This is a genomic window from Deinococcus sp., from assembly GCF_025362455.1.
Classification (GTDB): Bacteria; Deinococcota; Deinococci; order Deinococcales; family Deinococcaceae; genus Deinococcus.
Map to the genome: position 1 here is coordinate 1 of NZ_JANYGJ010000122.1, position 2,237 is coordinate 2,237.

The following is a 2,237-nucleotide window of genomic DNA, read 5'->3' on the forward strand; positions in this document are numbered from 1 at the left end:
ATCTTGATCCTTCTTCATTCATCACACGCTTCCCAAAAGAAGCGTGTATGACGTCATATTCTTCGCGTCAATACTGTTGTCATGCACCGCGCCCCCGAAGAGGCTCAGAAACAATACTGCCGAAGTGGAGTTCTGTCAAGCGCCGAAACCGGTGTGGGCGACACAGAGAGGATATTAACCCCGGAAAGGCGTGCTGAGCGACGTTTTCCGGCAGAGCGGCACAAGCGTCAACACGCAGTCCGGGTAGCCTGCGCCGTGATTCGGGTCTCTTTTCAGGTCACGACACGGGGGCAGGTCCGTTCGTCCAGCAGGGGCCGGACGCGGGCGTGGCTGACCGCCCCACTGCACCGCGCTGCCCGGATGCTCTAGCGTGGCGGTATGAACGTGCGCGTCGTCTTCTTTGCCCGCCTGAAACGTGAACTCGGCACCGACAGCCTGAGTCTGGAACTGCCCGACGGCGCCACCGTGTGCCAGGCCGCCGCGCAGATCGAGGCGCTTCATGGTCTGCCCCTGAGCGGCTGCATGGCCGCCGTCAACGAGGAGTACGCCGAGCCAGATCAGCCGCTGAGCGACAACGACGAACTGGCTTTTTTGCCCCCGGTGTCAGGTGGCGGCCACCCAGACGACACTCACCCAGGCGACACTCACCCAGGCAACACTCACTCAGGCAACACTCAGGGCGACCCTGCCGATGTCTTCGAGGTCACGCAGGAACCGCTGAGTCTGGAACGGGCCAGCCAGCACCTCGCCTTGCCGCAGTACGGAGCGCAGGCATATTTCGTGGGCACAGTACGCTCGCCGAACGGGGGCAGACTCGTGGAATTCATCGACTACGAGGGCTACGCGCCGATGGCCGTGAAGGTCATGAGGGCCGCCGCCGAACGGGCACGCGCCAGGCACGGACGCCTGTGCGTCTACGTGCAGCACCGCACCGGACGCCTGACACCCGGCGAGGCCAGCATCGTCATCGGGGTGGGCAGTCCGCACCGCCGCGCCGCGCTGGAAGCCTGCGACGAGCTGATCGAGGAGTTGAAAGTCGAGCTGCCGATCTGGAAGCACGAGGGTGACGACACCGGAGCGCACTGGGTCGAGGGCTCAGTTGGGCACACGCCGCTGTGACTTGAAGAGATTGGGGACTTGAAAAGGTTGGGGACTTGAAGTGCTCAGGCCCGCGCCAGCGCCTGACGCACGCCCTGGTGGGCCAGATGGGTCAGGGCCAGGGCCAGCGCGTCGGCGGCGTGGTTGTTGAAGACCTCGCGGATGCCCAGACTGGCCTTGACCATGTAGATGACCTGCTCCTTGTCGGCGCGTCCGCTGCCCACCAGGGTCTGCTTGACTTGCATCGGGCCGTAGGTATGCACCGTCAGCCCGGCCTGGGCGCAGGCGAGCTGCACCACCCCGAACGCCTGGCCCACCTTGAAGGCCACGTCAGCCTGCTTGCGCAGAATCTGGTCCTCGATGGCGACGGCTTCGGGCTGATACTCCTGAATCAGCCGGGTGACCTCGGCGTGGATGTATTGCAGACGCCGGGGCATGATCCAGGCCGACTCGGTGACCAGGCAGACGTGGTGAATATGCACCGCCTTGCGCGAGGTGCCCTCCACGAGTCCGAGTCCGAGATTGGCCAGGCCGGGGTCGATGCCGAGAACGATCATGGGCGCAGGATAGCGCGTCAAGGATGTGTGGGCCGCCGTTCATCTGCACCAATCGGGTTTGAACAGCCCAAAAACAGGCGCCCAGACCACTTCCGGCCTGGGCGCTCCGTTTTATTTGCTCAGCTCGGTGCTGAGCTGCTCGCCTCGGTGGTCAGCGCAAATCAGTGGCTGGCGCATCAGTGGCTAGCGCAGCCGCCGGAGCCCTCGCCCGCCTGGGCCTCGCTGCCGTCGGTGCGGAAGCTGTGGCCGCAGCCGCAAGCCGAGGTGGCGTTGGGGTTGTTGACGGTGAAGCCGCCGCCCATCATGCTCACCACGTAGTCGATCTCGGCGCCCTGGACCAGCGGCAAGCTCATGCGGTCCACGATCAGCTTGACGCCCCGGTCGAAGAGCACCGTGTCGCCGTCGAGTTCGCGGTCGTCGATGGCCATGCCGTACTGGTAGCCGCTGCACCCGCCGGACTTGATAAACAGCCGCACGCCCGCCTGGTCCTTGCCGCTGGCGGCGATGGCCGAGAGGGCGTGGTTGGCCCCGGCCTCGCTGATGCCGATGGGCGCACTGATGGGGTCAAGGGTCTGAGTCATG

At 65.0% G+C, this 2,237-nt stretch carries 3 protein-coding genes; 1 reads left to right on the top strand and 2 read right to left on the bottom strand.

What is annotated here, in order from left to right:
• The first annotated feature begins 378 nt into the window (after window positions 1-378).
• On the top strand, window positions 379-1,119 hold the full coding sequence (gene moaD, locus Q0R23_RS09610; RefSeq protein ID WP_293912491.1) for a molybdopterin converting factor subunit 1: 741 nt from the start codon (window positions 379-381) through the stop codon (window positions 1,117-1,119).
• A 44-nt stretch (window positions 1,120-1,163) separates the two neighbouring features.
• On the opposite strand, the gene ruvC is transcribed toward moaD, so the two are convergent.
• Together ruvC and Q0R23_RS09620 are read right to left on the bottom strand one after the other, a co-directional pair.
• On the bottom strand, window positions 1,164-1,655 hold the full coding sequence (gene ruvC, locus Q0R23_RS09615) for a crossover junction endodeoxyribonuclease RuvC (protein ID WP_293912494.1): 492 nt from the start codon (window positions 1,653-1,655) through the stop codon (window positions 1,164-1,166).
• Window positions 1,656-1,831: 176 nt separating this feature from the next.
• Entirely contained in the window at window positions 1,832-2,236 is a 405-nt protein-coding gene (locus tag Q0R23_RS09620) for an iron-sulfur cluster assembly accessory protein (protein ID WP_293912497.1), read from the bottom strand.
• Window position 2,237: the final 1 nt, after the last annotated feature.

Bases quoted from the DNA above. Each gene is read 5' to 3' on its own strand.
- Q0R23_RS09620 (WP_293912497.1), bottom strand. From the start codon at position 2,236: ATGACTCAGACCCTTGACCCCATCAGTGCGCCCATCGGCATCAGCGAG.
- ruvC (WP_293912494.1), bottom strand. From the start codon at position 1,655: ATGATCGTTCTCGGCATCGACCCCGGCCTGGCCAATCTCGGACTCGGA.
- moaD (WP_293912491.1), top strand. From the start codon at position 379: ATGAACGTGCGCGTCGTCTTCTTTGCCCGCCTGAAACGTGAACTCGGC.